Origin of the sequence: Staphylococcus sp. GDX7P312P, from assembly GCF_008385775.1 — a bacterium.
GTDB classification, from domain to species: Bacteria; Bacillota; Bacilli; order Staphylococcales; family Staphylococcaceae; genus Staphylococcus; species Staphylococcus haemolyticus.
In genome coordinates, this window is the sequence record NZ_VUKI01000022.1 from 39,258 (window position 1) to 63,655 (window position 24,398).

The 24,398-nt window shown below is 34.0% G+C and carries 24 protein-coding genes and 1 pseudogene; 15 read left to right on the forward strand and 10 right to left on the reverse strand.

Going from position 1 to position 24,398, the window contains the following annotated elements; all coding sequences use genetic code 11:
- The first annotated feature begins 178 nt into the window (after positions 1-178).
- From F1592_RS06315 to F1592_RS06335, 5 genes are read left to right on the forward strand one after another with little or no spacing between them, the layout of a single operon-like run.
- On the forward strand, positions 179-1,741 hold the full coding sequence (locus tag F1592_RS06315) for an ABC transporter substrate-binding protein (RefSeq protein WP_149809384.1): 1,563 nt from the start codon (positions 179-181) through the stop codon (positions 1,739-1,741).
- The gene (locus F1592_RS06320; RefSeq protein WP_149809383.1) at positions 1,734-2,693 is read left to right on the forward strand and encodes an ABC transporter permease; all 960 of its coding nucleotides are present in this window, start codon (positions 1,734-1,736) and stop codon (positions 2,691-2,693) included. Before F1592_RS06315 ends, F1592_RS06320 begins: the two co-directional genes overlap by 8 nt.
- On the forward strand, positions 2,683-3,450 hold the full coding sequence (locus tag F1592_RS06325; protein WP_053016224.1) for an ABC transporter permease: 768 nt from the start codon (positions 2,683-2,685) through the stop codon (positions 3,448-3,450). Before F1592_RS06320 ends, F1592_RS06325 begins: the two co-directional genes overlap by 11 nt.
- Positions 3,417-4,190, forward strand: coding sequence for an ATP-binding cassette domain-containing protein (locus F1592_RS06330; protein WP_053016223.1), 774 nt, complete (start codon positions 3,417-3,419; stop codon positions 4,188-4,190). The genes F1592_RS06325 and F1592_RS06330 overlap by 34 nt, the downstream gene beginning before the upstream one ends.
- Positions 4,177-4,809 (forward strand): ATP-binding cassette domain-containing protein, encoded by a 633-nt coding sequence (locus F1592_RS06335; RefSeq protein ID WP_053016222.1) that lies wholly within the window; start codon positions 4,177-4,179, stop codon positions 4,807-4,809. Before F1592_RS06330 ends, F1592_RS06335 begins: the two co-directional genes overlap by 14 nt.
- A 72-nt stretch (positions 4,810-4,881) precedes the next feature.
- On the opposite strand, the gene F1592_RS06340 is transcribed toward F1592_RS06335, so the two are convergent.
- Positions 4,882-5,544: a CPBP family intramembrane glutamic endopeptidase gene (locus F1592_RS06340; RefSeq protein ID WP_053016221.1), complete on the reverse strand. Its 663-nt coding sequence runs from the start codon at positions 5,542-5,544 to the stop codon at positions 4,882-4,884.
- 156 nt (positions 5,545-5,700) lie between these two features.
- Between F1592_RS06340 and F1592_RS06345 the strand changes: the two genes are divergently transcribed.
- Positions 5,701-6,519, forward strand: a complete 819-nt coding sequence (locus F1592_RS06345) for a CPBP family intramembrane glutamic endopeptidase (protein WP_053016220.1) — start codon at positions 5,701-5,703, stop codon at positions 6,517-6,519.
- Positions 6,520-6,653: 134 nt separating this feature from the next.
- Here F1592_RS06345 and F1592_RS06350 read toward each other — a convergent pair whose 3' ends face one another.
- On the reverse strand, positions 6,654-7,262 hold the full coding sequence (locus tag F1592_RS06350) for an NDxxF motif lipoprotein (RefSeq protein ID WP_107609848.1): 609 nt from the start codon (positions 7,260-7,262) through the stop codon (positions 6,654-6,656).
- Between the two features lie 196 nt (positions 7,263-7,458).
- Between F1592_RS06350 and F1592_RS06355 the strand changes: the two genes are divergently transcribed.
- Positions 7,459-8,652 carry an MFS transporter gene (locus tag F1592_RS06355; RefSeq protein WP_053016218.1) on the forward strand — a complete coding sequence of 398 codons (1,194 nt, stop codon included), beginning with the start codon at positions 7,459-7,461 and terminating at the stop codon, positions 8,650-8,652.
- Positions 8,653-8,694: 42 nt separating this feature from the next.
- Here the strand turns inward: F1592_RS06355 and F1592_RS06360 are convergent, their stop codons facing one another.
- The 3 genes from F1592_RS06360 to F1592_RS06370 form a co-directional block, all read right to left on the reverse strand.
- Complete coding sequence (locus F1592_RS06360) at positions 8,695-9,510, reverse strand: CPBP family intramembrane glutamic endopeptidase (protein WP_053016217.1); 816 nt, start codon at positions 9,508-9,510, stop codon at positions 8,695-8,697.
- A 103-nt stretch (positions 9,511-9,613) separates the two neighbouring features.
- The gene (locus tag F1592_RS06365; RefSeq protein WP_037550751.1) at positions 9,614-11,146 is read right to left on the reverse strand and encodes a sodium:solute symporter family protein; all 1,533 of its coding nucleotides are present in this window, start codon (positions 11,144-11,146) and stop codon (positions 9,614-9,616) included.
- 51 nt (positions 11,147-11,197) lie between these two features.
- Positions 11,198-12,079, reverse strand: a complete 882-nt coding sequence (locus F1592_RS06370) for an N-acetylneuraminate lyase (protein WP_053016216.1) — start codon at positions 12,077-12,079, stop codon at positions 11,198-11,200.
- Between the two features lie 241 nt (positions 12,080-12,320).
- Between F1592_RS06370 and F1592_RS06375 the strand changes: the two genes are divergently transcribed.
- Entirely contained in the window at positions 12,321-13,184 is an 864-nt protein-coding gene (locus F1592_RS06375; RefSeq protein WP_053016215.1) for an ROK family protein, read from the forward strand.
- Between the two features lie 61 nt (positions 13,185-13,245).
- On the opposite strand, the gene F1592_RS06380 is transcribed toward F1592_RS06375, so the two are convergent.
- Positions 13,246-14,052: a MurR/RpiR family transcriptional regulator gene (locus F1592_RS06380; protein ID WP_053016214.1), complete on the reverse strand. Its 807-nt coding sequence runs from the start codon at positions 14,050-14,052 to the stop codon at positions 13,246-13,248.
- Between the two features lie 173 nt (positions 14,053-14,225).
- On the opposite strand from F1592_RS06380, the gene F1592_RS06385 reads away from it, so the two are divergent.
- Together F1592_RS06385 and nagB are read left to right on the forward strand one after the other, a co-directional pair.
- Positions 14,226-14,897 (forward strand): N-acetylmannosamine-6-phosphate 2-epimerase, encoded by a 672-nt coding sequence (locus tag F1592_RS06385; RefSeq protein WP_053016213.1) that lies wholly within the window; start codon positions 14,226-14,228, stop codon positions 14,895-14,897.
- Positions 14,898-14,921: 24 nt separating this feature from the next.
- Positions 14,922-15,650: a glucosamine-6-phosphate deaminase gene (gene nagB, locus F1592_RS06390; protein WP_053016212.1), complete on the forward strand. Its 729-nt coding sequence runs from the start codon at positions 14,922-14,924 to the stop codon at positions 15,648-15,650.
- Between the two features lie 69 nt (positions 15,651-15,719).
- Here the strand turns inward: nagB and F1592_RS06395 are convergent, their stop codons facing one another.
- Both F1592_RS06395 and nagA read right to left on the reverse strand, forming a co-directional pair.
- Positions 15,720-15,968: a hypothetical protein gene (locus F1592_RS06395; protein ID WP_037550762.1), complete on the reverse strand. Its 249-nt coding sequence runs from the start codon at positions 15,966-15,968 to the stop codon at positions 15,720-15,722.
- A 129-nt stretch (positions 15,969-16,097) separates the two neighbouring features.
- Complete coding sequence (nagA, locus tag F1592_RS06400; protein WP_053016211.1) at positions 16,098-17,255, reverse strand: N-acetylglucosamine-6-phosphate deacetylase; 1,158 nt, start codon at positions 17,253-17,255, stop codon at positions 16,098-16,100.
- A 218-nt stretch (positions 17,256-17,473) separates the two neighbouring features.
- Between nagA and F1592_RS06405 the strand changes: the two genes are divergently transcribed.
- Positions 17,474-19,084 (forward strand): BCCT family transporter, encoded by a 1,611-nt coding sequence (locus tag F1592_RS06405; protein WP_053016210.1) that lies wholly within the window; start codon positions 17,474-17,476, stop codon positions 19,082-19,084.
- Positions 19,085-19,358: 274 nt separating this feature from the next.
- Positions 19,359-20,144, forward strand: coding sequence for a putative hydro-lyase (locus F1592_RS06415; protein WP_053016209.1), 786 nt, complete (start codon positions 19,359-19,361; stop codon positions 20,142-20,144).
- A gap of 66 nt (positions 20,145-20,210) precedes the next feature.
- Here the strand turns inward: F1592_RS06415 and F1592_RS06420 are convergent, their stop codons facing one another.
- On the reverse strand, positions 20,211-21,410 hold the full coding sequence (locus tag F1592_RS06420) for a DUF819 family protein (RefSeq protein WP_149809393.1): 1,200 nt from the start codon (positions 21,408-21,410) through the stop codon (positions 20,211-20,213).
- 191 nt (positions 21,411-21,601) lie between these two features.
- On the opposite strand from F1592_RS06420, the gene F1592_RS06425 reads away from it, so the two are divergent.
- The 3 genes and pseudogenes from F1592_RS06425 to F1592_RS06430 all read left to right on the forward strand — a co-directional run bounded on the left by F1592_RS06425 (position 21,602) and on the right by F1592_RS06430 (position 24,088).
- On the forward strand, positions 21,602-23,020 hold the full coding sequence (locus tag F1592_RS06425) for an anion permease (RefSeq protein WP_053016208.1): 1,419 nt from the start codon (positions 21,602-21,604) through the stop codon (positions 23,018-23,020).
- 194 nt (positions 23,021-23,214) lie between these two features.
- Positions 23,215-23,301, forward strand: a pseudogene (locus F1592_RS13730) (hypothetical protein); the annotation flags it as partial.
- Positions 23,302-23,557: 256 nt separating this feature from the next.
- Positions 23,558-24,088 (forward strand): tubby C-terminal domain-like protein, encoded by a 531-nt coding sequence (locus tag F1592_RS06430; RefSeq protein WP_107613145.1) that lies wholly within the window; start codon positions 23,558-23,560, stop codon positions 24,086-24,088.
- A gap of 73 nt (positions 24,089-24,161) precedes the next feature.
- On the opposite strand, the gene F1592_RS06435 is transcribed toward F1592_RS06430, so the two are convergent.
- On the reverse strand, positions 24,162-24,362 hold the full coding sequence (locus tag F1592_RS06435) for a hypothetical protein (RefSeq protein ID WP_142399504.1): 201 nt from the start codon (positions 24,360-24,362) through the stop codon (positions 24,162-24,164).
- Between the last annotated feature and the right edge of the window lie 36 nt (positions 24,363-24,398).

Here is a 24,398-nt window from a genome sequence, read left to right on the forward strand (position 1 = left end):
CCTCTTTTTTTATTTTCAAAATTGGAAAACCTCTACATATCTATTCACAAATTTATCATTTCAAAGAATTTGTATAGGGTGTATCATATAATAATGTCTATTGATGGAAAAATATTTTCCAATAACTAAACTCTATTATAAAAAATAATGATGAATACAATGGAAAGAAGGTAAAACATTGAAAAAGCGCATATTCTATTCACTTTCTATGTGCGCGATGCTTATGTTAAGTGGTTGTGCTCAGCATCATAATGACAACAAAGAGGTTAAAGTCTCACTACCTCGTGAATTTAATACAAATCAACTAGATGCACAAGGCTTTGATGCGCCTATGCCTGTGTACAATGCTATCTATCAACCGCTTGTAACTTATGGTAAAAATGGCAAGATTGAACCAGGTCTTGCTACATCTTGGGAAGCTTCAGAAGACGGTAAACACTACCTATTTCATTTAAAGAAGAATGTAAAATTCAATGATGGGTCTGATTTTGATGCATCGGCTGTTAAATTCTCAATTGAACGTGCGAAGGCAACGGATACAACTGACCCTATGGAAACGTTAGATAAATTAAAATCAATAACAATAAAAGATAAACACACTGTTGAGATTGAGTTAAAATCACCGTCAAACCAAGTATTAAATGAATTGTCTCAAGTTAGACCGCTTCGCATTATGAGTCCACACGCTGTTAAAGGTGGCAATACAACTGGTAAATTTGAAAAAGCAATTGGCACAGGTCCATTCAAAGTAGCAGATTCAACAAATGAAACTGTGAGTTTTAAACCTAATATATATTATCGCAATGGCCATCCACTTAATTACAATCTAACTTTCCAATCTATAGAAGATAGTGATTCAAGACACTTAGCGATCGAGAGTCACTCTATTGATATTACAGGTGGTTCATTAGGTCAGATGACACCACAACAAGTGAAAGAATCTCATAGAAATAACGCACTTTCTGTACATACGTCGCCAAGTACAGAAACACAATTTATGGGATTTAATCCCCAGCATAAAATCTTACAAGACAAGACAATGCGTGAGGCGATTAGTAAAGCCATAAACACAGATGACCTATCGTCAAATAAGAAACTGAAGGGTCTATTTCAACAGAATGTTCAATACGTTAATGCTCACAATCAACCTGACCATGTTTATTCGCCTTCGACTTCTAAATCGTTAATCCGCTCTTTAGGTTATAAGATGAATAATGATGGTTATTTCGAAAAGGATGGTCACATACTTTCACTTAAACTCGCACTCCAAACGGATGAATTTCCAGAATGGAAGACGAAAGCTGAAATCATGCAGCAAGACCTTAAAAAAGTAGGAATTAAACTCGATATTAATATTTTAGATTCACAAACTTACTATGAAACTTTAACGGTGCGTAAAGATTTTGATCTCATTTATTATCGTACATATACAAATGCGCTAATGCCATACAATTTCTTGAATGCACGTTTTAAACAAGATGGCTCACGCCCTGGTGTATTCGCAAACGATACAACCTTAACATCTATGCTTAAGCAATTTCCGACGATTATCAACATGCATGACCGACAACGCGCATTTAATAAACTATCGTCTTATATTGATCAGCAATATCTCATAGTTCCTATTTCATATCCTAATGAGACCTTTGTGACAAGTCCTAAAATCAGACAATTCGAGTTCTCAGGACAAACAGATGCACCAATAAATTACGATAAGTTGAAGGTGTCTAATAATGACTAACATTGTAAATCATTTCATCAGACTACTCATCTATTTAATCATCATTTCCTTTGAATTATTTCTTCTCTTAGAGAATACAACCGGTAACCCTGCCGTTCAATACTTACAAGAACATGGTGTTGCACAAATCACGCCTGAACGTATTAAAATGGCTCAAGATAAACTTGGTTTAAGTCAGGCAATGCCAGTTCGATATGTCCAATGGTTAGGCAATGTCTTTACAGGTGACCTTGGTACGAGTTTTAGTAATGGTGAACCCGTAACTGAACGTATTTCCCAGGCAATTGTCCCAACCATTAAATTAATATTCGGTTCAGCTATCATACTGTTTCCTATAAGTTACGTAATTGGTTACTTATGTGGCAATAATTCACGAAAAAAGTGGTCAGTCGTAATAACTCGTATTGCCCAAGTAGTTACATCATTACCAGAATATTGGCTAGCGATTATTTTCATTTATTACTTTGGTGTGAAATGGCATCTATTCCCTTTCGTAGGAAGTAATAGTTGGCAATATTTTGTTCTTCCGATTGTCATACTCGTCCTTGTAGAAGGAAGTCATATGTTGTTGTTAAGCAGTCATCTTTTTGAAAGTACATTACAAAGCCAACCTTTCCAATTAGCTCAATTACGACAATTTAAATTAAAAGATCGTATCTATGTACAAGTAAAAGAAATTTTGGCACCACTCATGACAATCACCATTAATAATTTTATTCATTTATTTAGCCGAGTGATTATTTTAGAAGTTATTTTTAGTATTTCTGGATTAGGTAAGTTATTAATCAATAGTATTAATTTACGTGACTACCCTGTTATTTTAGGCATTTTAATGATGATTATTACCTTCATAATGGTGCTCAATTTCTTCGGCGATGTTTTACTTGAGAAAAGTGATCCACGTCTAAGAATGTCAAAAAAGTCAGGAGGCCGAATAGCTTATGAAGATTAAACATTGGATATGCCCTATTATTGCAATCATATTCGTTATACTTGCTTTTCTGCTTTATGACAAAGCAAACATGATTCATCAATCGGAAGCACTTTTACCTCCAAGCCTTCATCATCTATTAGGCACTGACCATTTAGGACGTGACTTCTTCACTCGCCTATTTGTTGGTAGCATGGTTACACTTGGTTTAACGACGCTCATTATAGTTGGGACCGTAATATTGGGACTAATATTAGGGCTAGCAGCTGCACTAATTGGTCGTTGGTTAGATGCACTATTGATGGCATTTGCTGATATGTTAATTGCTTTACCATCTATTATTATCGCACTTGTCGTATTAGGCTTTATTAATAACTCAATTGTAGGTTTATGTTTGGCCTTGATGATTGGGTGGTTAGGACGCTATTTACGTTATTTCAGAAATTTGGCTCGTGATGTACAAACGCAACCTTTCGTTAAATTTGCATCATTAAGTGGTTTAACAAGGACACAAACGACAGTACATCATATTATTCCACATCTTATGTGTAACGTGACTGCACTCATTACTGCCGATTTTGGAAAATTAATGCTTAGTATTTCAGGATTAGCTTTTATTGGATTAGGAGTAAAACCACCATTGCCAGAATTAGGTGCCATACTCTACGACGGTAAGAGCTACTTTTACTCAGCACCTTGGTTATTCTTCTTTCCAGGAATATTGTTAGGAGGGTTCGCGCTCATATGTCAAATACTCAATCGTCGATTCACTCAATAAATGCGTTACTACATTTGAAGAATGTCTCCGTCTATGACGGAAATCATGCATTGTTGAATCAAGTAGATTTAACTGTTACAGAGGGTAGCTTTCATTGTTTAGTTGGAGAGAGTGGCAGTGGTAAATCTTTATTAGCACGTACAGTTTTGAATATGCGTCATCCTCATCTAAAGTATCAAGGTCAAATTGCAATTGATTTAAATAATACCGATGCCATGTTCCAAGATACTAATAGTAATTTCTTCCAAAATGTACGTATTCGAAAACATTTTGATGCACTGTTTGATGCATTAAATACGCAATTGTCGCGACAACAGCAACACGAATTCGTTCTACGTCAATTTAGACATTTAGGATTAGAGAATCCTGAAGATTTATTTAATGACTACCCTTTTCAGTTGAGTGGTGGTATGGCTCAACGAATTGCTTTAGTAATGTCAATTGTTAGAGAAGCTAAATTATTGATCGTGGACGAACCGACAAGTGCACTTGATTTTGACAATCGAAATCAACTAATGAAATTATTAAATCATGTTGTTCAAGAACATAATATGTCATTACTATTTATCACGCATGACCTAAGCTTAGCTATGGATTACGCAACACATATTAGTGTGATGCGTAATGGCCAAATGATTGAAAGTGGCGAAGCAAACGATATTTTAGTGCGTCCCGAGCACGCTTACTCACAGCAATTAATTGAATTAGCGCATAGGAGATACCGTTATGTTGCAGATTAAATCTTTAAATAAATCATTTTCTGAAAAGCAGATATTTAAAAACTTTAATTTAGAACTTAAAGATACTGATAATTTAATCATTAGTGGTACTAGTGGAAGTGGTAAGTCTACGCTCGCACAAATCATTGCAGGTTTAGATGATAATTATGAAGGTATGGTAAGTTATAAAGATATGACGCTTGGACATGTGTCACAGCAAGATTGGCTGAAACATATTCAATACGTGCCTCAATATAATGCCAATACATTAGATCCTAAAAAAACAGTTTCTTGGATCTTAAAACAACCTTTAAAACACTTTAATATTCCTAAAAGTCAACATGATGATAAGATGTTAAGCGTCATAGAACAATGTAAACTCGACAAATCTTTGTTACCTAAAAAAGTGAGCACCTTAAGTGGCGGACAATTCCAACGTTTATGGATTGCGAAGGCATTATTAGTTGAACCTGAAGTATTAATTCTAGACGAGGCTACAACGAATCTTGATGTGATAAATGAAGAAATCATACTCCAAATGTTACGAAATATGGATAAGTTACAGCTTATTATTATTACGCATGATCCTTATTTATTAGACAGCCTTCCCGGTAAACATTTAAAAATTGAGCATATTTAAGTTAAAAAACAATGCCTATCAAAACTTAGGCATTGCTTTTTATTGCGTATATACTATGTAATTAAAGTATTTCTACCAAAAATAATTTTGAAATGTAGCTAATATATTACCAAGCATGTGTATGATGATAGGTATTTCGAGCCGTTTTGTTGTTAAATATGCAATAACGAAAATGAAACCTGAAAAGCCGTAAATAAACCATTCACCTATGTTGCTTGGGCCATGAGCGCCAGCGAATAAAATAACAGATACTATGCCACCAACTATAGGCGCACCTCTAAAGATACCTTTAATTAACAATCCTCTAAATATAATTTCTTCTAAGATAGGACCTAAAATACCTATCGCAATGAGTTGTAAATACAGTGGTACATTGCGGTAACTTTCCTCTAACTCCTTTTCATTCCCTGTTGTAGGCATGAATTCAAAATAAATATAATCTGCACCATTGGCAAGAATGAATCCAATGATAATGATTAGCCATTGCTTTTTAGTTATTCGACTAAATTGAAATAGCTTCAACTTACTTAATTTTAAAATTAGAAATGCGATAATGACCCCTACAATAGCAATCCAAAAGTACTTTGGCTTCTCTACTAAAAATATAACCATTGATTCGGCAACAAATAAAATACAAATTAATAATAGAGACTGTAATAGCAACTTCCAATAAGGTTTTTGAGAAATTTGGAAATCTCCTGTTATATGGTCATGTGACATTTCATCTTTAGACATAGTTAGCCTCCTAAACATATAATTCGAAATGTTAATTTTTAGTTAAGATAACGCATTTTTATGAAGTGACCTACAATAAATGTCAAATATATGTTACATTCATATAGAGGTATTCATTTTCAAGATTTTATATTTCTAGACAAAGGTGGGTTTATTATGATGAATCATCAGAATATGGATACAATTTCAAATACTACATCTTCTTCAAACGAAGATAATTCAACTAAAGACCACATACATACCGAAGAACGTCGTCCAAATGGTAATAAGTTTGTACGTGCCCTTATTTTCATTGGCTGGATGCTACTAATTCAAATTCCTATTGTGAGTAGTATGTTTATCTATAGTTTTTCTATTTATATGGATACATTAACTTGCACATTAGTGACCATCATTTATTTCATACTAGCTGCTGTAGTAATATGGCTAGTTAGAGGCTATTACAAACGTCATACCTATGAAAAGCCTAAAAAATTTACAGGTAAGGATATTGCAGTTAATGTTGGTTGGGCCGTACTTCTTAGATTAATCGTTATTGGTATGTCATATTTAATGCTATTTGCGACAGGTTCAATGCAAACACAAAATGACAAAATGTTATTAGGTGATATGAACGCTGCCAAACCAACGCCTGATCAATTGGGCCAAGTCTTCCCGCTAATTGTCTTCGTACTGACAATTACATTTGTAGCACCTTATTTAGAAGAACTTGTTTATCGTGGCATTTTTAAAGAAACATTATTTAAACGTACACGATTCTGGTTACCGTTCATCCTATCATCACTTATCTTTGCTTCTCAGCATGGTATTTCAAATTGGGTAGCAATTCTAATGTATACCATGATGGGAATGATATTCTATCTTGCTTACCATCGTCGTAAAAATGTTCGTGACAGCATGATGGTTCATATGATTCATAATGGTGTGAGTGGCATCATGGTTCTAGTAAGTTACTTTATGGTATTTTTTAGTTAAACATTGAACTCTTAAACTAGTTCTAACATAACAAATATTGTCGCAATTCTATCTTAAATATTTCTTAATTTAGAATTTAGCACTTATTGACACTATAAAAGCAGGACTTCATTCCGTTGAAGTCCTGCTTATTCTTATTTATCAAATGCAATGGTCTTTATATTTTTCTCTTTCAAGAATTTCTCAATTTTAGCTTGTTCTCGACCATTCGCAATCGCCTTGTCTTTATTGACATCAAGAATATCTTTTAATGATGCATCTTCATCTAAATTTAACGCACGTTGATTTGTTTGATATGTTGCTATCATATAATTACTTATCTTTTTAGTGTATTGTTCATATTCTTTGTTAGGCATCTGATTATTTTTTATGTAATTGGCAAAGTTTTTTAAATTTTGTTCTTGTAAGTCTACAATATGATTAAATTTTTTCTCTTTCTTTTTAGACAACTTTTCACCAGATTCTAACTTTTCTTCATAAGGCTCTCTTGCATCTGTTAATTTTCTATCAGTATCTAAATAGGTTTTAATATCTTTTTTTATCGTACTCTCAGAGATTTTCTGACCTTTAGTTGTTTTATCAAAAATATGTTTAGGTATCTTATCATTATGTTTAGAACTATTTTGTGACTGCTTATTATCATTTGATGTATCTTTAGAATCATTTTCTTCAGACGATGACGAACATCCTACTAATGAAAGGGTTAATACTAATGTTGAAATGAATAATATAAACTTTTTCATATCAAATCTCCTTTTCTATTTATCAGTATTAAATATATTCATAGTCAGAGTATATCGTACAAAATTATATAAATAAACAAAATTGAAAACTTAAATGATATAACATTTTTATTCTGAAAATTCTAATAAATGGTATGATAAAGATACTATATTGTGGGGGTGACTTGCGATAAAGCGAAATTACTATTTACTGTTATTGTTTACCTTAATTAGCATTATTGGAAGTGAATTATTCATCTTTGCCTTATCATTTAAATTACTATATGACTATAAAAGTCCACTCTATTTTACGAGTTATCTAATTACTTTAGTGATCATCGAGGTGTTATGTTCACCTTTAATAGGTAAATTAATTGATTATTACTCTAAAAAGAAACTTGTCATTATCGGCCAAATCATAAATTTAGTCATTATCCCAATTTTTATTATATTTAATCAATTATTAGACAACATTATTACTATTTTTATTTTACTTATTATCCTTACTATAACAGACATTATTGTTAGTTTGACATTTACAAGTGGTCTAGTTGAAATCGTTGGCAACACTCAATTAGAGAAGGCTGTTTCAAATCGTGAAGCAATTATTAGAATGGTATCCATTGTAGCACCTATTCTCGGTGGAATGATTTATGCGTTTATTCATTTATCTGATTTCTTAATCATCATGCTTATAACAGAATGCTTATCTTTATTACTCTTTTTATTTATTAAATTTAATCATGTGAATCCTTCTGAAAATAACAATGTAATTACTAATGAATCAAAAGCTACTAATATAGGTATTCTTAAATTTATCAAACCACATAATGATCTCATCGTCTTAATGAGTATTGGTGTTATCACTAACTTCTTTTTATCTTTTAGTAATGTTGGTATTTCGACTAGTTTTGTTCAATACTTTCATATGAACTCTAAATCACTCGGATTAATAGAAGCTATTACAACTATTTCAATGTTTTTTATGGCTATCATTTATCCGTATATTAAAATATTGAAAAGTACATTCGATAGAAATATTATTGGAACAATGATTCTTGGTATAAGTATGGGAATGCTAGCTATTCCTTTTTTCTTACATTTTAATGCGAATATAATCCTCGTTGTTTATAGTGTTTCACGCTTTTTGACTGGGATAGGCATACAATTCATGAATATTTCAGCTATGATTTATTTGCAAAAAGTCATTCCAGAAAAGTATAAAGGTCGATACTTCGGTTTTATGACTAGCATCGTTCAGAGTATTGCACCAATTGGATATTTACTTGCCGGTGTATTGTTTAATATCTCTAATATTTTTTATCCAATTTTATTTAGTAGTATTCTGTGTGCTTCTATCCTAATTAGTATGCTCTTGAAGTTGAATAAAAAATATGAACGTTCAATATAAATAACTAAGGTCCAAACTCCTTATGGAAGTCTGGACCTTTGATTATGCTTGCTTTCGCTTAATTGTTAGTAAAATAAGAATAACGCCTATGTATCCTGCGATAGATATAATGGATGCTTCATAGCCAAATTGATTGCCTGTGATGGCTATGTTGTTCGTATGTACGACATATTGCCAAATACTATACTGACTTTCCTTTTCAGTGATAAGTAAAAGTTGGGATAAATTCCAACAAAAATGTAGTGTAATACTTGCCCAAATAGTATTGAATTTATAGGTTGCCAAACCGAACATGATGCCTACTAGTGAACCGCTAATTAATAATAAGAAGAAACTACTTACATTTAGCCCACCATTTAATAAATGGATTGCCCCAAAAAATATTGCCGTGGAAATAATGGCAATATTAATGTTCGTCTTCTTCTCAATGTATCCCATCAACAAACCTCTGCATACCATTTCTTCAACGACTGCACCACCTATGGCTGTTACGAAGATAGCCCAGAAAAATGAATGCAACATATCATTTAAATTACCAAAGTTGTGCACAGTAAAATCGCCTGGAATAAAAATGAAATAAATGGCATAAACTACTATTGGTAAGCTTAAGCCTAATATCACATAGAGTTTATTAAACCTAGGTGTTGTTATACGATATGCGCTCAAGCGATCTTTTAATACACGTTTAATGAATAATCGAACGACTAAAAAAGCAAAAATGATATATAAAATCCCTTGTAAAATAGCGCCCATACCTAGAAATGGAATTAAATCACTAAAGATGGATGCAATGCCTTGTGTAACGACCATGATAAGTAGTGCTAATAAGAACATACCTGCAATTTTCAATATTTTCATGATAATACCTCTATCTTTTTATAATCATTACTATATTAGCACAATGTTAAAGATATAAAATACGAGTCGAACAATCAATGATGTCCAACTCGTATACTAAATATTATTTTTTCTCTATTACTTTAGAAATATATGTTGATGGTTTATCTTTATCAAATATTGTTAGTCCAGTAATATCTTTTGCATTTTTAGATGGTACGACAAGACTTACTAGATATCCGAAGACGAAAGCAACGACGAATGAAATGATTGATACGTAGAATGGTGAGTTACCTCCACCCACGCCATTTAGTAGGTATGCAATGATTACACCTGCAATTAATCCTACTAAGACACCAAATGTATTCGCACGTTTCGTGAAGATACCTACTGCAAAGATACCAGCTAGTGGTACACCAAATAATCCAGTGATTAATAAGAATAAATCCCATAAATTGTTTGAATCAGCAGCAATTAAGTAAATTGAAATACCATAGCTTAATAAGCCTGCCACAACAATGACTAATCGTGCAAAGTTAACTTCTGATTTATCTGCCCCTTTTCCAAAGAAACGATGTTTAATATCTTCAGAAATACAAGCAGAGATAGAGTTCAAGCTTGATGAAATCGTCGACTGTGCAGCCGCAAATATAGCTGCAATCAGTAATCCACCCACGAATGGTGGCATTTCAGTTAGAATGAAGTAAGGCACGATAGATGATGTATTGAATCCTTTAGGCAAGACCTGTTCATGTTGATAGAAAGAATACATCATAGTTCCCATTCCATAGAAAATAGGTGCAGAGATTAACGCTAAAACACCATTTGTCCATAACGATTTCTTCGTTTCATCCATAGAGTCAGATGCTTGATAACGTTGAACAACATCTTGACTCGCAGTATATTGGTGCAAGTTGTTAAAGATATTTCCAAGAAAGATAATCGGAATCGCTGCCGCTGCACTATTTAATTTCCAGTTATCTACACTAATAATCTTCTTATTGGCAATTGCATCACTGACAATTGTACCGAAACCACCTTTGATTTCAAAAGCACCGATGATAATTATCATTAATGCGCCACCAAGTAAAATAACACCCTGGATAAAATCGCTCCATACAACGCCTTCGAATCCGCCTAAGAAAGTATAAAGAATACATAAAATACCCACTAAACTAGCTACGATGAATGGATTCATATCTGATACCGCTGTGATCGCTAATGTTGGTAAATAAATAACAATCGCTATGCGTCCTAAATGGAAAATGACAAATAATAATGAACCGATGACACGTATACTTGGTCCAAAACGCGCTTCTAAATATTCGTACGCTGATGTTACGCGTAACTTTTTAAAGAATGGTACATAAAATGCGATTAAAATTGGAATAATTGCGACAATCGCAATATTACCAGCGATGTATGCCCAATCTGTTAAAAATGCCTTTTCTGGTGTAGACATAAAGGTAATGGCACTTAAAGTCGTCGCATAAATCGAGAACCCAATGGCCCACGAAGGCAAACGACCACTTGCCGTGAAGAAACTATCCGTATCTTTACCAGCCCTTTTAGTAAAGTACGCTCCAATTAATAACATAATGACAAGATAACCAATAACAGCTACCCAGTTCCATGCCCCAAAACCGACTTGATGCATAATCAACACCCCTTGTGTTACATATTCTGTTGTTAAATATTCTCAGTTTGCTTATAAATCGTATTTCTTAATTAATGAGTCCAATGCGTCTCTATGGCTTTCATCAAATGGTCGGAATGGACGTTTAGGCAATCCGCCATCGATACCACGCGTTTTTAATATTTCTTTTAATGTTGGGTAAATGCCCATACTTAATACCGTTTCGATGATGTCATTTGTATCATGTTGTATTTGATATGCTTCAGCAATTTTGCCCTCTCGTGCTAAATCAAATATTTGTCGTGCACGGCGACCATTCACATTGTATGTTGAACCAATTGCCCCATCGACACCTGATATTGTCGCTTGCACTAACATCTCATCAAATCCAGATAATATGAGTTTATTAGGAAATGCTTTACGGATACGTTCTAATAAGAAGAAGTTCGGTGCAGTGTATTTCACGCCTACAACTTTTTCATGATTAAATAACTCGCCAAATTGTTCGATGCTAATATTGACACCTGTTAAGTCAGGAATCGCATAAATAATCATATTGTTTTGTGTTGCTTCGATAATGTCGAAATAATATTGCTTAATTTCTTCAAAAGAGAATGGATAATAGAATGGTGTCACTGCTGATAGTGCATCATAACCTAGTTCTGTTGCGTATTTCCCAAGTTCAATCGCTTCATTTAAATCTAATGATCCAATTTGCGCAATTAAGTTCACATCGTCTCCAACAGTTTCTTTCACTACTCTAAAAATTTGTTTCTTTTGTTCTTTACTAATTAGGAAGTTCTCCCCAGAACTACCATTCACATATAGACCATCAAGTTTTTCAGTCTCAATCGCATTTTTAGCAATTTGCTTTAATCCCTCTTCTTTTACTTGTCCATGTTCATCAAAAGGTACAAGTAATGCGGCGTATAATCCTTTTAATTTATCTTCCATGTCACGTTCCTCCAAATCATTTTTATTCAATTTCATTTTTATAATTTTTGATATAAATTCAATTACAATAAATTTCTATTTACATCTCGAATTGTAAACGCTATCATTTGCTTAAACAACTACTTTTGAAAAGATTTAACAAAATATTGCGAATTTGATGAAAATATTTTTCAAAAAGAATGATGACGATTACTTTAATTTGAAGTGTCGTTATAATAAAGACGACTAAGGAGGTACCTCAATGTATAAAATAGCTGTAGATATAGGTGGAACAAATATTAAAGTGGCAGTCATTAATGATGACTTAGAAATGATTGATTATAAAAAGATTAAAACGCCAGATAATATTAATGTGCGTATTGTAGATGAAACATATCAATTAGTAGCAGCATTTATGAAACAATATCAACTTAAAAATCCATTTATTGGTATTTCAAGTGCTGGTGTCGTAGATTCAGATTTAGGTCAAATTATTTATACGGGGCCAACCATTCCTAATTATGACGGTACACAATTCTTCAAAGTCTTCAAAGATTTATCGTCTGATATTGCTGTTTATAATGATGTGGATGCGGCATTGTTAGGGGAACTTAAACTCCATCATTATGAAGAAGATAATATATTTTGTTTAACTTTGGGGACAGGTATTGGGGGCGCATTTTACAGTGAAGCTTCTGGCATTTATCAAGGTTCTCGTCACCGTGCCAATGAAATTGGTTACTTACTTTATCGTGAAGAAGATGGTAAAACATTTGAGCAACGTGCCTCTACATCAGCTCTTAAAGATTTAATGACTAAACATCAATTTGAACATGGTACGGATGTACCTAGATTATTTGATCTAGCAGAAGATGGTAATGAAGAAGCACTTAATATTCTCAATGAATGGAGTAATTATGTTGCAGAAGGTATTGCTCAAATTCAAATTATTTATGATCCAAGCTTGATTCTTATTGGAGGCGGTATTTCATCTCAAGGAGAAACACTTCTCAAATATATAGAACCTAAAATTCATCATTATTTACCTTCTGACTATGGTATTGCTAAGATACAAACAACTCAAACAGAGAATCATGCTGCTTTATTCGGCGCAATCACTAAATAATAGCTGAATCTAAATAGAAGTGGGACACTGAATTCATAACGAATTCTGCCCCACTCCTCACTCATTCTTTCTCATTTCCTAAAATGACGTCTCGTGTTTGTTGATACACTTGGTGCATATGTGTATCATTCAGTAATAAATAACTCACGATATCTAATAAAAATAGTGTTGCAATTTGTGAGTTGATGAATTTTGAATCATTGTTACTTGATTGAGCCGTCGTGATTAATACTAAATCTGCATTCTTAGTAAGCCCACTACCTTCGAAATTTGTTATGACTACGACATACGCCCCTTGATTGCGAGCAATCTTCGCAGCTTCAATTAATTCTAACGTTTCTCCACTATTTGAAATAGCGACAAACATATCTCGTGATGAAAGTAGCGATGCCGATATCTTCATTTGGTGCGCATCTGTTGATACAGAACCTTTGATACCCATACGCATTGTGCGATAGTAAAATTCACTTGCCGTTAATCCCGAACTTCCCAATCCTGCGAAATTGACTTGTCTACACGTTTTTAAATTGTGTGCTAGACGCTTAATCTTTTCCTCGGAAATAAATTCACCCGTTTGTTGAATAATGTTTTGATGATAACGATGAATGAGCTGAACAAGCGGTGCATTTTCTACTACCTTTTCTGATTTTTCGTGTTGCAAATTAAACTTCATATCTTGAAAGTTGGCATAATTTAATTTGCCACTAAACCTTGTAATGGTAGCTGGTGATGTCCCGATAGCATAAGCTAAGGAATTAATTGTAGAGAAATTTTCATCAAGTTCATGTGTTTGTATATATTCAATAATTTTTTTATCCATTTTCGTTAATAAATGACGACTTCGTTGAATACGATTTTCAAATTTCATAACAGCACCTCGTAATTAAGTTAGTTAAACTGTATTATATTTGAAAATATTTTTCAATTCTCAATTATAAATTGATAAATATTTTCTTAATGTTATGATATGAATGAATAAACGAATCAATTACAAATACTATTTCTATTTACAATTTTGAAAAAGACGGAGCGTGTTTAAAAATGTTACCAAATGGATTAATCGTGTCATGTCAGGCGTTACCTGACGAACCATTACACTCATCATTTATTATGTCAAAGATGGCTCTAGCAGCTTATCAAGGTGGAGCGGTTGGTATACGTGCGAATACTAAAGAAGATATTTTAGCGATTCGAGAAGAAGTATCACTACCGGTTATCGGAATTGTAAAACGAGATTATGAAGGTTCTAATGTATTTATTACAGCAACTTCTAAAGAGGTGGATGAACTAATAGAAAGTGGATGTGAAGTGATTGCATTAGACGCGACAAAGCAAACACGTCCTAAGGAGTCCCTTGAAGAATTAGTTCATTACATTCGAGAGAAAGCCCCCCATGTTGAAATTATGGCGGATATTTCAACTGTTGAAGAAGCCATCAATGCAGATCATTTGAACTTTGATTACATTGGCACAACATTACGTGGGTATACGTCTTATACAAAGGGACACATTCTCTTTGAAAATGATTTTGAATTTTTAAAAGAAGTATTAGAAAAGGTCAACGCGAAAGTTATCGCAGAAGGTAATGTCATTACACCTGAGATGTATAAAAAGGTAAGCGACTTAGGCGTACATTGTACGGTTGTCGGTGGCGCAATTACACGTCCTAAACAAATCACTGAACGTTTTATAGAAGCTGTCCAACAAAAATAATTGCTTAATTTGGAGTCGTAAATCATGAAGATAACGAACTTAGTAGATAAAAAATTAGCGAGTGATTATGTTGCAATTGAACTATTGAAGTTAATTAAAGATAAGCCTGATGCTATATTAGGGCTTGCTACTGGTGGCACGATGACAGATGTTTACCCACGCTTCTCAGAATTAGCATTGGCTAATAGAGTAAATTTAGCAAAAGTTCAAACATTTAATTTAGATGAATATGTAGGGTTAGCACCTGAACATGCTCAAAGTTATCATACGTATATGCATCAATTATTATTTGATCACAATGCTAGTTGGAATGCCGATAACATTCATATTCCTCAAGGCCATGTTGATGATTTAGAGCGTGAGGCACGTCGTTATGAGGATCAATTGAAACAAATTGGTCAACCCGACATTCAATTATTGGGTATTGGTGAAAATGGACATATCGGATTCAATGAGCCTGGCACATCTTTTGAAAGTGAAACGCGTGTGGTTGATTTAACTGAATCAACAATTAATGCTAACAGTGTTCATTTTGATCATATTGATGATGTGCCTAAACAAGCTGTTTCTATGGGATTGAATTCTATTATGCGTGCGAAACGAATTATCTTATTAGCATTTGGAGAACGTAAACGTGATGCAATTCATCAACTCTTGAACGGTGAAACAACTGAGTCATTACCTGCATCTATCTTGCATCAACATCCTAATGTAGAAATCATCGTTGATGACACTATTTTCAAACATTTATAGTTCACTACCCAAATAAAATAAAAAACAGAAAGTGGATTGATAGCCAATCCGCTTTCTGTTTTTTTCATTTTATGAATGTTTAAATAGTTTTAAAATTAAATACATAATAATACTAATAACCGCAATTACTGAGAAAGTAATTAAGAATATTAATTCTGTTTGGTGAAATTCAAATGCTAAAGTAAAATTATTAAAACTTTTGAATGTGCTATAAACGATTAAATTAAGTAGGATTAATGCGATTAAAGCAATAATAGATAACCACGCTAACCAACTAAAGAAATGCTTAGCGTTAGGGAATCTGAAATCATTATTCATGAATGGACACCTCTCTTCCGTCGCTCGAGTTTCGTATCAAACATTTACTACATATATACACTAGAATGTATATCTTTAAACGCGAATAGATGTTAGAGAGAATTTATAATAACTACATCAACCAATTTTTTAATATTGATGTACAACTCCTGATTTAATTGTTTTATCAATACGAATCGTATCATCTGCGACAACGATATCAGCATCTTTACCGATTGCTAAACTACCTTTATGGTCGTCAATTTTCAATGCAATGGCTTGATTCAAACTCGTTAGTCGCCATAAATTCTCTAATGAATCATGTGTATATTCAATTAAATTATGCAAACCGTCATTCATTTTCAAGATGCTACCTGCTAAAGCGCCACTTGCTAAGCGAGCCTCTTTTCCTTTAACGATGACATTCTGTCCGCCTAAATCATATTCACCGTCTTCCATCCCTTTCGCACGCATTGCATCTGTGATGAGATACATATGTTCATTTCCCTTTTGCTTATAAGCAATATGTACAGAAGCAGGATGTGAATGAATACCATCAACTATAATTTCAGTATTTAATTGTTCATTAGTCCATGCCGCACCAAAGACACCTGGATCGCGATGTTCAAATGGTGTAGCAGCATTATACAGATGTGTTACATGTTTAGCACCGTGGTCGACCGCTTCATTCGCTTCATCAAACGTTGCCACAGTATGCCCCATTGAAAAAATAATATCTTCATGTAATTGATTGAGTGTATCATGCGCACCTTCAACTTCAGGCGCAAAGGTAATAATTTTGATTTGCTGATTCGCAATTTCTTGGAAATGTTTAATCTTAGACGCTGACGGACGTTGCACATATTTAGGATTTTGCGCGCCAACTTTATGCTCTGAAATAAATGGACCTTCTAAATGAACACCACCTACTTCAGCCGCTTCTCCTCGTTGTTGATCAGCTTGATATGCCACAATGTTTTTCAATGCTTTTTCAATATTAGCATCAGACTGTGTCATCGTCGTTGCTAAGAATGTTGTCGTTCCCTCTGATAATAACTGTTCAGCCAAATGTTTCAACCCTTCATAAGAAGCATCCATTGCATCCTCGCCATAACCACCATGAATGTGAATATCTATGAAACCTGGTAATACATTTTGACCCTTCACATCGATTTGTTCTAATTCTCCAGTATACGTTCCTTGTTGAATATCACTTATTTTGCCATCTTCTACTACAAGATATCCATTTTCAATAACTTGCTTTTCCGTATAAATTTTACCATTTGTAATGACATAGTTTGTTGACATGATATACCTTCTTTTCTATTTAATTCTTCAAATTTTCATCTCAATTATAGCATTTCATTAGGTCGTATTTAGCCAAATTTCTCTTTTGGAAAAAGTTTTCAAAACAGAACACTATTACTTAGAAATCATGATATTTCAAATAAATTGAATTTTGAAAATATTTTATATTATAGGTATACTCAAACTAAATAAAATATAAAGGATGACTTAATTGAACAATGAATGACAAGCGAAAGAAAAACAATTATTTAGTATATGTGATATCCGTAGCCATCATTGTACTTATTACTGCTATGGCCGGACTCTTTCCTAAAGCATTTGGCGCCTATGCACAGCATATTTATAATTTTATTTCTAATTCATTTGGTTGGCTGTTCTTACTTATTATATTTATTTTAGATATCTTTTTAATCTCTTTAGCAATTTCTCGTTACGGTCGCTTTAAATTAGGCAGTGATGATGAAGAACCTGAATTTTCATTTTTATCATGGTTAGGTATGCTATTTTCGGCGGGGCTTGGTGTCGGTATTGTATTCTGGGGTGTTGCTGAACCACTCACACATTATCTTCATTCACCGTTTCCAAAAGATGTTCCGAATCAATCAGCAGAGTCAGCACGTGTAGCTATGGGCTATACCTTCTTCCATTGGGGTATTTCACAATGGTCTATCTTCGCCATGGCTGGACTTATCGTGGCATATTTTCAATTTAGAAAGAAGCGGGATGGTTTAATTTCTACAGCAATGGAACCTGTCTTTGGTCAAGCTTACAAACGTCCATTTCGAAATGTGATTGATATTTTAGCAATTATAGCTACAGTTATGGGGATTGCCACCTCTATAGGTCTTGGTATCATGCAAATTAGTGGTGGATTGAATCATGTCTTCCATGTACCAAATAATAACGTTACAAAAATTGCAATTACGGTACTCATGGTTTGTATTTTCTTAGGTTCTGCGATAACTGGATTAAATCGAGGTGTTAAATGGCTAAGTAACATCAATATTATTTTAGGCGCTGTTTTACTACTATTCATGCTTATCTTTGGAGACTTAAAATTCATCTTTGAATCTTATACTCTAGCAATCGGAGACTATATCAGACACTTTGTTGAATACAGCTTACGTATCAATCCATATTCTGGCAATAATGCTTGGATACAACAGTGGACTGTCTTTTACTGGGCATGGGTAATCTCATGGTCACCATTCATAGGAGGTTTCGTCGCTCGTGTATCTCGTGGACGTACAATTCGTGAATTTATCATGTGTGTTTTAATCGTACCTCCACTCATTTCATTCGTATGGATTGCAGGATTTGGTGGTATGGCCGTTAAGGTTGCTATGGGTGGTGATAACATCGCTAAATTAGTAGATAAAGATTACACAGTGGCTTTATTTGAATTACTATCAAAATTTCCATTAGCTGATATTACGAGCATATTAGCAGTCGTCTTAATATTCTTACTCATAGTGACAAGTGCAGACTCAACTACACATATTGTTGCTGGCATGGCAACAGGAGGCAGTGAGAATCCAAAGGTGAAACATAAAGTGATTTGGGGATTGCTCATCGGTGCCATTTCAGTTGCAATGACGATTGCAGGTGGTTTGACGAGTTTACAAACTGCATCTGTTGTAACAGGATTACCATTCTCTATCATTCTATTACTAATGACACTCTCAATAATGCGGGCGCTTCGTAGAGAACATACGAAGCACTTCCAAATGTCTTATATTGATGATGACAAAGATTATTCTATTCCATTAGAACAACGAGAAGATCATAATAAATCTAATGAAAAGGAACAAGACAATGAAGAAAAATAACAATATGGATCTGTACTTTAATTTACTGCCTTTAATTGGACTAATCATAAGTATATTTTTATTCATACTATATTTTGTCATTTATCGCGTAGATGATAATTGGGTTATTGTAAGTTTATATTGTTTATTACCAATATTTGTGAATAGTTCGATCACTTTAGCATACAAGCTTTTTAATAAATAGCGCATATACCGCTCTTGTCATATGTGTAATTTTAAAATAATGTAGTAATAAGCACTTTCTATCATTATGGGGAAACAAGGGGGATTTATAATGAATTACAAACAGGCATCACCTGAAGTATTACGTCAATTAATTCGAGATGGAGAACTTGTCGGTCACACAAGCGGTATGGCAGAGGGTTACATACAAGCTAATGTGGTTATATTGCCATCGAAATATGCTTATGATTTCTTAAAGTTTTGTTTTAGAAACCCAAAGACTTGCCCACTCTTAGATGTGTCAGAAATTGGCGCACATTCCTTTCCATATTATGGGCCTAATGCAGATATACGCACTGAAGTTCCGAAGTATCGTATTTATGAACATGGTCAATTGATTAAAGAAGTTGATGATATCACTGACCTTTATACAGAAGATATGGTTAGCTTTCTAATTGGTTGTAGTTTCACTTTTGAGCATGCCATGTTGGAAGCTGGCTTACCTGTACGTCATATTGAAGAGGGTCATAATGTACCGATGTATCGTACAAATATACCAGCACATTCAAGTGGATACTTTAAAGGTAATATCACAGTTAGTATGCGTCCTATGACTATGACTCAAGCGATTAAGGCAACAGAAATCACATCACATTTTAAGAATGTTCATGGCACGCCAATCCATATTGGCACACCAGAAGAACTAGGAATCACTGATATCGATAAGCCTGATTATGGAGAAGCTGTCACAATCAAACCTAACGAAGTACCTGTCTTTTGGGGATGTGGCGTGACACCACAATCTGTTGCACTTGATGCCAAACCTGAGTTAATGATTACACACTCACCCGGACACATGTTTATTACAGATATTAAAGATAGCGAATTAAATGATTAATTTTTTTGAAAAAGGGAGATACGCAGCTAAAAATTATGCTGAGATATCTCCCTTTATGTATTGATATTATCCAATGTGTATTAAAAGTTGATAAATAAGTGTGCCCGCATAGTTCCCTATGACATAACCCAATGTACCTATAATTAGTATCGGTCCAACAAGACCTTGCCATCCTTTACTGATAGCTAAAGCTGCTGCCGTTGTAGGACCACCAGCAGTAGCATTACTTGCCAATAATATTTCTTCAATCTTAAAGTTAAATAACCTTCCTAGTATTAAACTTAAACCTAGATTGAAAATTAAAATAATCATCACAAAGACAAATAATAGTGGTGCTGTTTTGATAATCGTCATAAATGAAGCAGGTGTTCCTATCACTACAAAGAATATGTAAATAATAAATGTTCCAATTTCTGAAGAACCGGCTAATTTATCAAAGAAATCTCCCCAAATAGCCACTGCCAATAATGTAAGTGTTGTAAGTAACAAGTATTGATCACCAAAGAAAGAAACCAGTATCGTAAGTAGGACATTAGACTGCGGTATCACATGTTGAATGACCTCAGATAATTTAAAACTGATTGCTACTAATGCCACTGCAATCGCTATTGAAAGTGCAATATCTAATAATTGAATTTGCTTCGGTTGCCAATAAGATTGTTGCGTTTCTGGTGTTGACTCAGTTTGATAATCTGTCTTAAACCACCTTTTTATAATAGGTAAAGACGGTATTGCAATCAACAACATAAAGTACAATGCCATAACACTATTATCTGCAACGACAGTTGATGATATCATGTCACTCGGCGTTTTAAACTTCGTGCTTAAAGCTGCAAAGTTCACGCCACCTCCTATATAACTTCCTGTCATCATCGCACCAATTTTTGCTAAATATGGAATCCACTGATGAAGTAAAATAAATCCTACCGTTGTCCCCATCAATGTTCCAACTGATGCGATTAAGAAGATATATAATAATCGACGACTTTCCTTCCAAATCTTTAAAATATTAGAACTGAACAATAATAAAGGAATTGATATTGGTACCGCGTAATCCCATACTGTATCATAAACCGGCGATTCAGTCGGGATAATCTTAAAATTGGATAATAACATAGCCCCTACTAATGCAATGATGGCACCTGAAATGGTACTTGCCCATTGATATTTCTGTTCCAAGAAGATACTGACTGTCGCCCAAACTATAATTATGGCCCATAATATCCACGTATCATCTTTTGCGATTAATGTCCCTATTGTAAACATCATCCCATCCCCCTTCTTTAGTAACATTTTATACTATTCAAAAATGAATTTCGATAGTCTATGTCGTTTTTATAACGTTATAATCTACTGATAATAATTCTCAATAAAATGTAAAAATGCTCTGTACATTGCTTAAAAATAGGACTATTCTATGTATGAAAATGTTCGAAATTTGGAAAGAAGGTTTCTAGATGAATAACTCTGTTAAATATAAAAAATTTATATTACCTCTAGTCATAGGCATACTTATAGCTGTGCTTGCCCCTTTCAGACCTGAATCATTAAGTCTGGATGCATGGCTAATGTTTGCTATATTCGTAGGTACCATTATCGGCTGTATCACACAGCCTATGCCTATTGGTGCCGTATCGATCATAGGGTTCACGCTAACCGTTTTAGTTGGTGTTATCGATACAAAGACTGCCGTTCAAGGTTTCGGTAATCCAAGTATTTGGTTGATTGCAATGGCATTCTTTATCTCTAGAGGCTTCGTTAAAACTGGACTCGGTCGTCGTATCGCACTTCAGTTCGTAAGATTATTTGGGAAGAAGACACTCGGTCTAGCATACTCACTTGTCGGTGTGGATTTGATTTTAGCACCAGCAACACCTAGTAATACTGCTCGCGCAGGTGGGATTATGTTTCCAATCATTCAGTCGCTCTCTAAATCATTTGATTCTGATCCGAAACAAGGCACCGAGCGTAAGGTGGGGGCATTTTTAATCTTTACTGAATTTCACGGCAACCTTATTACTGCCGCGATGTTCTTAACTGCAATGGCCGGTAACCCGCTTGCTCAGAACTTAGCTGAGAAGACTGCACATGTTCATGTTACTTGGATGAACTGGTTCTTAGCAGCCATCGTTCCTGGCATTGTGTCACTTATCGTCATACCATTTATTATTTATAAAATGTATCCACCTACAGTTAAAGAAACACCTGATGCGAAAGACTGGGCCGAAAATGAATTAGCTGATATGGGTTCAATTGCTAAAGCCGAAAAATTCATGATTGGTGTATTTATTATCGCATTACTACTTTGGGTAGTAGGTAGCTTTATTGGTGTAGACGCAACATTAACTGCGTTTATCGCATTATCCTTATTACTTATTACAGGCGTGTTAGATTGGAAAGATATTTTAAATGAAACTGGCGCTTGGAATACATTAGTTTGGTTCTCAGTGCTAGTGATGATGGCAGATCAACTGAATCAATTAGGCTTTATTCCATGGTTAAGTCATACTATCGCAAACAGTTTAGGCGGTCTAAGTTGGCCAGTCGTCCTTGTAATTCTAATTATCTTCTATTTCTATTCACATTACTTATTTGCCAGCTCAACTGCTCACGTCAGTGCCATGTACGCAGCATTACTTGGTGTAGCCGTTGCTGCAGGTGCACCACCGTTGTTTAGTGCTTTAATGCTTGGTTTCTTTGGTAACTTAATGGCCTCTACAACACACTACAGTAGTGGTCCTGCACCTATTCTTTATGTAGCTGGTTACGTCACTCAGAAACGTTGGTGGCTTATGAACCTAGCCTTAGGCGTTGTGTACTTTGTAATCTGGCTCGGTTTAGGTTCACTATGGATGAAATTGATAGGATTGATGTAACTATATTAAGGAGAGGAACAGTGAATTCTGTTTCCCTCCTTTTTTGTTTTTATTCCTTCATATTTATCTCTGCCTTAGTCAATACTATTGAACAAATAAAGACTTTTACTGACATATCTTTTCTGTTTCTAAATATTTTGATGCGTAATATAATTTATAAAAAACATTATATTATAACAAATGAAGATGATACTATGATTCCAGAAGAAAGAAGTTCATATACTTTAACTGAAGAAGAAGTTATCATATTTGCAACTGCAAAGTTTAAGCCTTTTCATAGCTGACTTGAAGAAAATTCACCACAACCAAATCCATTTAAAAAACTAGTAGAAAATGAAAAAGATAAACCATCAACTTTGTAATATCTTTGAACTTACTAACTATGAGCTGGATGATTTTCTTCTCAAACTTATTCCACGTTCCCTATATCCTACTTATAAAATATTTTTCCCTTTTGTCCTCTTGCATGTGATATACAAATTGTTTATGTTTTAATTAAATGATTCTTCTTTTATTTTTTAAAAGTAGGTGCGTAGTATGTATACACATAAAATCGGGCATGTCTTATCACCAAAATTAAAAAACATTGTTGATGTAGACGATCCTAACAAACAGTTAGGAACAATTAAGCGCTTTGAAATACATGGTTTTGAATATTTATTCATTGAGGATATGCGTATTTTTTTCAAAGCAAGATGGCGTATTTTTAACAATGAACAACGCTTAGTATTTAAAGGACGCAGAAAATTTCCATTTATCACCAAAAAATATATCGTTAATTATTTTGAATCGGAACCTCGAGTAACGCATGATATAACCATCCACCAAAAATTATTTCCCGAGAAAACAGATTATCCTTATTTTTATTTTAATGATGATTGTTATACGTTACGTTATGATTTCTTTGAATGGAGTACAATTGTAAATGAAGATACTGGCAGTACAATAGCAAGTTGGAAGTTAATAAGAGAACCAAATAAACAAGTATATTTTGAGTTATTAGATCCCACTATGGCGCAACATCAATTATTATTTTTAGGTATCTTCAATACAATTTTTGAATACTAATTACTTTGTGTTTTAACATAAAAAACCACACGCTTTTCCCTTAAATTCACAGCGTGTGGTTTATGTCTATAATTCAGTGATTTCTATCGTCTTTTCCTCTAATCTTTCTTAAATTGACAATCCCTATCGTAAGTGGCGCATATAAAAACATTAACGCATATGCTACATTAACACCCATTGCAAAATGAAATATACAAAACGCCAATATGCCCACTACAATGAGTAAAATGTTATGCCAACGTTTATCTCCAAATGATGACTGTTTAGATGACATGTTCTTTTCATCCTTTTCCAAATATTATTCTCTTTT

Bases quoted from the DNA above. Each gene is read 5' to 3' on its own strand.
- F1592_RS06320 (WP_149809383.1), top strand. From the start codon at position 1,734: ATGACTAACATTGTAAATCATTTCATCAGACTACTCATCTATTTAATC.
- F1592_RS06325 (WP_053016224.1), top strand. From the start codon at position 2,683: ATGAAGATTAAACATTGGATATGCCCTATTATTGCAATCATATTCGTT.
- F1592_RS06330 (WP_053016223.1), top strand. From the start codon at position 3,417: ATGTCAAATACTCAATCGTCGATTCACTCAATAAATGCGTTACTACAT.
- F1592_RS06335 (WP_053016222.1), top strand. From the start codon at position 4,177: ATGTTGCAGATTAAATCTTTAAATAAATCATTTTCTGAAAAGCAGATA.
- F1592_RS06340 (WP_053016221.1), bottom strand. From the start codon at position 5,544: ATGTCTAAAGATGAAATGTCACATGACCATATAACAGGAGATTTCCAA.
- F1592_RS06345 (WP_053016220.1), top strand. From the start codon at position 5,701: ATGATGAATCATCAGAATATGGATACAATTTCAAATACTACATCTTCT.
- F1592_RS06350 (WP_107609848.1), bottom strand. From the start codon at position 7,262: ATGAAAAAGTTTATATTATTCATTTCAACATTAGTATTAACCCTTTCA.
- F1592_RS06360 (WP_053016217.1), bottom strand. From the start codon at position 9,510: ATGAAAATATTGAAAATTGCAGGTATGTTCTTATTAGCACTACTTATC.
- F1592_RS06365 (WP_037550751.1), bottom strand. From the start codon at position 11,146: ATGCATCAAGTCGGTTTTGGGGCATGGAACTGGGTAGCTGTTATTGGT.
- F1592_RS06370 (WP_053016216.1), bottom strand. From the start codon at position 12,079: ATGGAAGATAAATTAAAAGGATTATACGCCGCATTACTTGTACCTTTT.
- F1592_RS06375 (WP_053016215.1), top strand. From the start codon at position 12,321: ATGTATAAAATAGCTGTAGATATAGGTGGAACAAATATTAAAGTGGCA.
- F1592_RS06380 (WP_053016214.1), bottom strand. From the start codon at position 14,052: ATGAAATTTGAAAATCGTATTCAACGAAGTCGTCATTTATTAACGAAA.
- F1592_RS06385 (WP_053016213.1), top strand. From the start codon at position 14,226: ATGTTACCAAATGGATTAATCGTGTCATGTCAGGCGTTACCTGACGAA.
- nagB (WP_053016212.1), top strand. From the start codon at position 14,922: ATGAAGATAACGAACTTAGTAGATAAAAAATTAGCGAGTGATTATGTT.
- F1592_RS06395 (WP_037550762.1), bottom strand. From the start codon at position 15,968: ATGAATAATGATTTCAGATTCCCTAACGCTAAGCATTTCTTTAGTTGG.
- nagA (WP_053016211.1), bottom strand. From the start codon at position 17,255: ATGTCAACAAACTATGTCATTACAAATGGTAAAATTTATACGGAAAAG.
- F1592_RS06405 (WP_053016210.1), top strand. From the start codon at position 17,474: ATGAATGACAAGCGAAAGAAAAACAATTATTTAGTATATGTGATATCC.
- F1592_RS06415 (WP_053016209.1), top strand. From the start codon at position 19,359: ATGAATTACAAACAGGCATCACCTGAAGTATTACGTCAATTAATTCGA.
- F1592_RS06420 (WP_149809393.1), bottom strand. From the start codon at position 21,410: ATGTTTACAATAGGGACATTAATCGCAAAAGATGATACGTGGATATTA.
- F1592_RS06425 (WP_053016208.1), top strand. From the start codon at position 21,602: ATGAATAACTCTGTTAAATATAAAAAATTTATATTACCTCTAGTCATA.
- F1592_RS06430 (WP_107613145.1), top strand. From the start codon at position 23,558: ATGTATACACATAAAATCGGGCATGTCTTATCACCAAAATTAAAAAAC.
- F1592_RS06435 (WP_142399504.1), bottom strand. From the start codon at position 24,362: ATGTCATCTAAACAGTCATCATTTGGAGATAAACGTTGGCATAACATT.